Raw genomic sequence first — 5,832 nt, forward strand, 5'->3', positions numbered from 1 at the left:
TTCTTCAAATTGCATTTGAATTCATCACAAGACGGATTATTTTTAACGAAACCTCACTTCAAGTTTTACGCTCTGTTTTTGTAGGTCGTTTTTTTTGATCGTAACTCAAATTTTTTACTTTTAGACATTAGACCTCAGCTTTCAATCGTATTCGGGATTAACTTTTAAAATAAAATTAATTCTGCCACTGCCAACTGGAAACTGTCTTGACACTTTTAGTTTCTCACTTTTCAATCTTGAGTCTTTTTATCCATATATATAATGCGAACAGCACACAGATGTCAGTTCGAGTGCTATCGAAGTATGAGATAGTGTGTCGAGAACATCTTGAAACTAAATGGGCCTCTCTTTTCTTTTTCCATTGGTAAAAAAGAAACAAAAAATCTAGACTGACATTGTTAGTTGTTGGTTGACTGTTGCCGGTTCTTAGCCCTGTTAATGTTGGACATAAAGTTTGATGAACATTATAGTTGTCCCCCGAACATTCCGGGCAATTGATTTTGAGGTACGAAAAATTGTATCGAGAACCATAATAACGCTAAAACTTCTCAATAGTTCTGCTGAGCTTGTCGAAGTACTAATTATTTCTTCGCTCGGGCTACAAAATAATTCACTCGAACTGACATAATGTATTTTAAGTTAAAGGTGAACTAGATGTCCCCCGACCATTCGGGGTTAGTGAAATTCTACTTTTTAGAATTTTGTATCGGGATCCTTTTGCAATTAGTACATAAGTTCACGTACCTCATCCCTTTGTAGCATAGGGAGTGGGGGCTAAATAGCCATTTGGCAAAATATATAGGTAAAACTTGGGGTTTACCATAAGATAGCCAATTTTCTGTTTTTTAGGTACAGGATAAGTTGTAAATTTGCCGAATGCCAAAAATTGGAGACATACAGTTGCCAGATTTCCCATTATTGCTTGCACCTATGGAAGATGTAAGCGATCCGCCTTTTCGTGCCTTGTGCAAAGAGCAAGGAGCAGATGTGGTGTATACCGAGTTTATTTCGTCAGAAGGGCTCATTCGTGATGCTGCAAAAAGTGTTATGAAATTAGATATTTACGAAAAAGAACGTCCTGTAGGCATACAGATTTTTGGTGCCAATCTAGATTCTATGTTACAGTCTGTAGAAATTGTAGAGAAATCGGGTCCGGATATCATCGACATTAATTTTGGGTGTCCTGTAAAAAAGGTGGTAAGCAAAGGTGCTGGTGCAGGTATTTTAAAAGATATTGATTTAATGGTTTCCTTAACCAAAGCAATGGTAGCCCATACCAAATTACCAATTACGGTAAAAACTCGTTTGGGGTGGGATACCGATTCTATTAAAATAGTTGAGGTTGCGGAACGCTTACAAGACGTAGGTTGTGCTGCAATTGCGATTCACGGTAGAACTCGGGTACAAATGTATAAAGGGGATGCCGATTGGGGTCCTATTGCGGAAGTAAAAAATAACCAACGTATGCATATTCCTGTGTTTGGGAATGGTGATATTGATACGCCGGAAGCCGCATTAAAAATGCGCGACCAATACGGTTTGGATGGCGCCATGATTGGTAGAGCCAGTATTGGTTACCCTTGGTTTTTTAATGAGGTAAAACACTTTTTTAAAACAGGAGAACACAAGGCACCACCAACCATGCAAGAACGCGTAGATGCAGCACGTAGGCATTTACAAATGTCAATTGATTGGAAAGGTGAAAAGTTGGGCGTATTTGAAACGCGTAGGCATTATACCAATTACTTTAAAGGCATTCCTGATTTTAAAGAATACCGAATGAAAATGGTGACTAGTGACGAAGCACCTGATGTTTTTGCGGCATTTGATGAGGTATTGCAGAAGTTTGGGGATTATCAGTTTGTGTAAAGTTGAATTTTAGTGATCCAAGATTGCGGGTTGATCGTTATTAGCCTAGGATTTTTTCAAATTCAACGAATCATAAAGAGCTAAGAAATCAATTTTTTACTAATTCTACTGCTGGCAATTTTAGCAGCAATGATTCCCAATACGATGATTGTAGCCAATACGATAGCCACATTTATTAGTTTATACTCTACGGGATATGCTAAGTATGCATTTATTTTTAACCATCCAAAGGCAAGCTGAGACCATATTAATAATGAGCCTATAAGTACACCAAACAATCCTCCAATACTGGTAACCAAGGTTCCTTGTACAAAGTAAATCCGACGTAATTCTTTAATGGTAGTGCCCAAATGATAGAGCGTTTTAGAGTTCTGTTGCTTGTCTAAAATCATCATAATAATAGCACCAACAACATTAAACAAGGCAATGATAAGTACTAGGGTAAATATAAGGTAGGTAGCAAGGTTTTCCGTATTTAGCATTCGGTGTAAGGTGCTGTTTTGTTCTTGCCTATCCTGCAAAACAACCGCACCCTTAAAAATAGTAGAAATCCTATCCTTAACGGTTTCAATGTTTTTTGTTTCATCAATTTTAAAGTTGACCCCAGAGATTTGTGTGCTATCTTTTTCAAGTAATTTTTGAACAACGCTAAGGCCAGTGAACAAGTATTTTTTATCTAAATCTTCCGCAACGCTATAAACGCCGCTTAGCACAACTTGATGCTGATTGTATGGCGTTGTGTTCATTCCGCCTTGGTTTATAGCTCCTTTCTTAGATTTGGGAACCAAAACCTCTAAGGGGCTCCTAAAATTATCTATAGTTAACCCTAATAAACTGTAGATTCCTGCGCCTGCAACACCCCTTATGTCGTCTACCAGCCATTCTCCAAAATATAAGGTACTATCAACGCCAGTAACCTTGTTGTAATGATCATCTACACCTTTTATATAACCCATATGGCTTTTTTGTTGGTGTAAAAAATAGACCTTTTCTTCTAGTTCTTTTGAATATGCAAGAACGCCATCTACCGCTGCCAGTGCTGTTTCCTGTTCAGGGAAAATTGATATAAATTTTCCTACGGATGGAGAAGCCTTTAAGTCGGGATCAAAGCTTTCGCTAAAGTTTAGACTGTATGTTTTTAATCCTGCAAAACCCGATAATACTATAAAAAGGGCCGCAGAACCAATGACAATAACTAAGAAAGTAATAAAATTAATAATGTTTACAGCGTTTTGGCTGCTTTTAGAACGTATGTATCGCTTGGCGATGTATAACGGAAAATTCAATCTTAAGATTTTTTTCTTCGTTCCAATAAATCTGGATTTTGTATCGGGTTTTCTTCTCCTTTTAAGGATTTTTCTATTCCATCTATATACTCTAAGGAATCATCAATAAAAAACAATAATTCGGGTACCCGTCTCAATTGGTTTTTGGTGCGTTGTGAAAGTTCGTGCTTAATTAAGGGCTGATTAGATTTTATACCCTCTAACAATTCTTGGGCATTTTTATGTGGAAAAATGCTAATATATACCTTGGCAATAGACAAATCTGTGGTGACAACCACCTTAGAAACAGAAATAAGTGTACCACGCAAACCACCATCAATCACTGCGCGTTGTAAGATATCTGCGATATCTTTTTGTATAACGCCTCCTATTTTTTTCTGTCTTTGAGTTTCCATAGTGCAAAAATACAATTTATATTATTAGAGTCCTATAAAAGATAAGGGAGTAATATCCCAAGCAAAACAAATCATAGAATGTTGTAATTTTGAAGATAGATAACAACAAATATGCAAAAAATAGAACATATAGGAATAGCTGTAAAGGATTTAAAAGTAGCAAACCTGCTCTTTGAAAAACTCTTGGGAACGGCTAGTTACAAAGAAGAAGAAGTGCTTTCGGAAGGCGTAAAGACCTCGTTTTTTAAAACTGGACCAAATAAAATTGAACTATTAGAGGCTACAACAGCAGAAAGTCCCATTGCCAAGTTTATTGAGAAGAAAGGGGAAGGGGTTCACCATATTGCTTTTGCAGTAGATGATATTGTTGCAGAAATAGCGCGATTAAAACAAGAAGGTTTTACGGTGTTAAACGATACACCAAAAAAAGGGGCCGACAATAAGCTTGTAGCTTTCTTGCATCCCAAAGGTACAAATGGGGTACTTATAGAGCTATGCCAAGACGCTCCAAGGGAAGTAGAATAAAAAAAGAGTGTATTAACTACAATGTTCACTTGCATTGTAATAAATAAAATAGTAATATTGCAACCGCAAAATGCGGGTCCTATAGCTCAGCTGGTTAGAGCACCTGACTCATAATCAGGGGGTCCATGGTTCGAGCCCATGTGGGACCACAGTAACAAATACAGGCCTTTCAAGAAATTGAAAGGCTTTCTTATTTTTCATCAGTACAACATCTGTACAACAATTCATCTTTTTTTTAATTTCTTTTATCCTTACCTTGTTATAGTGGAAAGGCTAGGTGAAATATTAGCAAGCTGGTTATATCAAAGTAGAAGGGAGTTAAAACTTCTCTATCTTAAGCATAGTTCGTTAACAACGAACAGACTTTCTATTTTCCTTATACTATTATTTTGTATTACACCTTTAACCCTTTATTTTTTATTTTCAGATTCTACCTACTCCTTACTTCAAATTAGTGCAAGTTATCTTTTTGTGATTTTGTTGTTTAGTTTGTCATTGTTAGTTGTGGTTACTTGGTTCAAATCAGAAGAGCTATTCAAAACCAATGTACAGGGCTTCTCATTTTTGCAATTATCTCCTTCCAATATCGATATGGATTTTTTTGGTTTTGACAATAGTGATATTGAGAACTTAATTAGACTTACCAACGGACTACCCGCAGCTCAAAAAATCAAAATTAGAGAAACCTCGAAGAACAAACAATCAGGAAGCATTCGATTTATATTCACCTTTTTAGATTTAATTGTTCGCGGAGGTATCTATAGAATGGATTCAAAAACTAAGGAGTCCCTGAACATACTTATTTCGGAACGCTTTACCTTTAAAAACGCTGAAATTAATCCAAGTACACTTCCTTCTAGTTATTCCAAATGGTGTTCGGCTACCTATGGAGGTAACTATGATGATGTGCGAAAAGTCATCTCTGAAGGATTAGGTATTTCATAAGAATTACTCTTTTCTAACTTTTATAGAGAAAACTTAAAGCAATTTTAGAGCAATCGTTATTTCCCTATTTTTTTATTGTATCTGTCGTCATATGTTTGCCTTGTACAATTATAGTAAAAGGCCTTTTACTCATTATTAATTCTTAAACATCAAGATTATGAATGAGCAAAAAAATGTAGTGGATTTGTTGCAGGATATTAAAGGCTTGCTTTCTCACACTAAAAAAGTATTCAACATCGATGACCTTGTCAAATATACAGGGCTATCCAAGAGTAAAATCTACAAACTTTCACAATTAAAATTGATTCCTACTGGAAACAACAAGCACATCCGTCAATTATTCTTTAATAAAGAAGAAATCGATGCTTGGCTTATTGGGAAACCCAATTTGTCTGATGAATTTTTAGAGCAACAATTCAATAAACAGTTGTCGCAAAATAGAAATTCAGGGTTATGAAACAAACACCTTATATACGTGTAGGAACCTCCTATTACAAAGAAGTGAAAGCCCCTACTATTGCCGGGCACTTTAATAAAATCTTGGTGCATTGGAATATGGAAACTATAAAGCAGGATCACGGTAAAGATCATTTAAGTAAAGTTCCCAAATATGATGGGTTTACATGTATTCCAAGTCATCTTAATTTTAAGCAGGAATATCTTGGTTTTTACAATATCTATTCACCTCTGGGGAAACGGCCTAAAGAAGGCAATATAGCCTTATCCTTAAAATTCGTTACACACATATTTGGAGAACATTATGAACTTGGATTGGACTATTTACAGTTATTGTATTTAAAACCTATCCAAGT

At 35.9% G+C, this 5,832-nt stretch carries 6 protein-coding genes, 1 tRNA gene and 1 pseudogene; 6 read left to right on the forward strand and 2 right to left on the reverse strand.

Annotation, left to right across the window (positions count from 1 at the left end; all coding sequences use genetic code 11):
• Nucleotides 1-876 precede the first annotated feature (876 nt).
• Nucleotides 877-1,869 carry a tRNA dihydrouridine synthase DusB gene (dusB, locus tag MWU65_RS17210; RefSeq protein WP_247079920.1) on the forward strand — a complete coding sequence of 331 codons (993 nt, stop codon included), beginning with the start codon at nt 877-879 and terminating at the stop codon, nt 1,867-1,869.
• 80 nt (nt 1,870-1,949) lie between these two features.
• Here dusB and MWU65_RS17215 read toward each other — a convergent pair whose 3' ends face one another.
• Nucleotides 1,950-3,155, reverse strand: coding sequence for an FtsX-like permease family protein (locus MWU65_RS17215; protein WP_247079921.1), 1,206 nt, complete (start codon nt 3,153-3,155; stop codon nt 1,950-1,952).
• A 2-nt stretch (nt 3,156-3,157) separates the two neighbouring features.
• Complete coding sequence (rbfA, locus tag MWU65_RS17220; RefSeq protein WP_247079922.1) at nt 3,158-3,550, reverse strand: 30S ribosome-binding factor RbfA; 393 nt, start codon at nt 3,548-3,550, stop codon at nt 3,158-3,160.
• Nucleotides 3,551-3,661: 111 nt separating this feature from the next.
• On the opposite strand from rbfA, the gene mce reads away from it, so the two are divergent.
• The 5 genes and pseudogenes from mce to MWU65_RS17245 all read left to right on the forward strand — a co-directional run.
• Nucleotides 3,662-4,075, forward strand: coding sequence for a methylmalonyl-CoA epimerase (gene mce / locus MWU65_RS17225; RefSeq protein WP_247079923.1), 414 nt, complete (start codon nt 3,662-3,664; stop codon nt 4,073-4,075).
• 75 nt (nt 4,076-4,150) lie between these two features.
• Nucleotides 4,151-4,224: transfer RNA gene (locus tag MWU65_RS17230), tRNA-Ile, on the forward strand.
• 115 nt (nt 4,225-4,339) lie between these two features.
• Nucleotides 4,340-5,020 carry a hypothetical protein gene (locus MWU65_RS17235; RefSeq protein WP_247079924.1) on the forward strand — a complete coding sequence of 227 codons (681 nt, stop codon included), beginning with the start codon at nt 4,340-4,342 and terminating at the stop codon, nt 5,018-5,020.
• A 157-nt stretch (nt 5,021-5,177) separates the two neighbouring features.
• The gene (locus MWU65_RS17240; protein ID WP_247079925.1) at nt 5,178-5,477 is read left to right on the forward strand and encodes a helix-turn-helix domain-containing protein; all 300 of its coding nucleotides are present in this window, start codon (nt 5,178-5,180) and stop codon (nt 5,475-5,477) included.
• Nucleotides 5,474-5,832, forward strand: a pseudogene (locus MWU65_RS17245) (hypothetical protein); the annotation flags it as partial. The gene MWU65_RS17240 and the pseudogene MWU65_RS17245, both read left to right, overlap by 4 nt.

Source organism: Cellulophaga sp. F20128, from assembly GCF_023015805.1.
Classification (GTDB): Bacteria; Bacteroidota; Bacteroidia; order Flavobacteriales; family Flavobacteriaceae; genus Cellulophaga.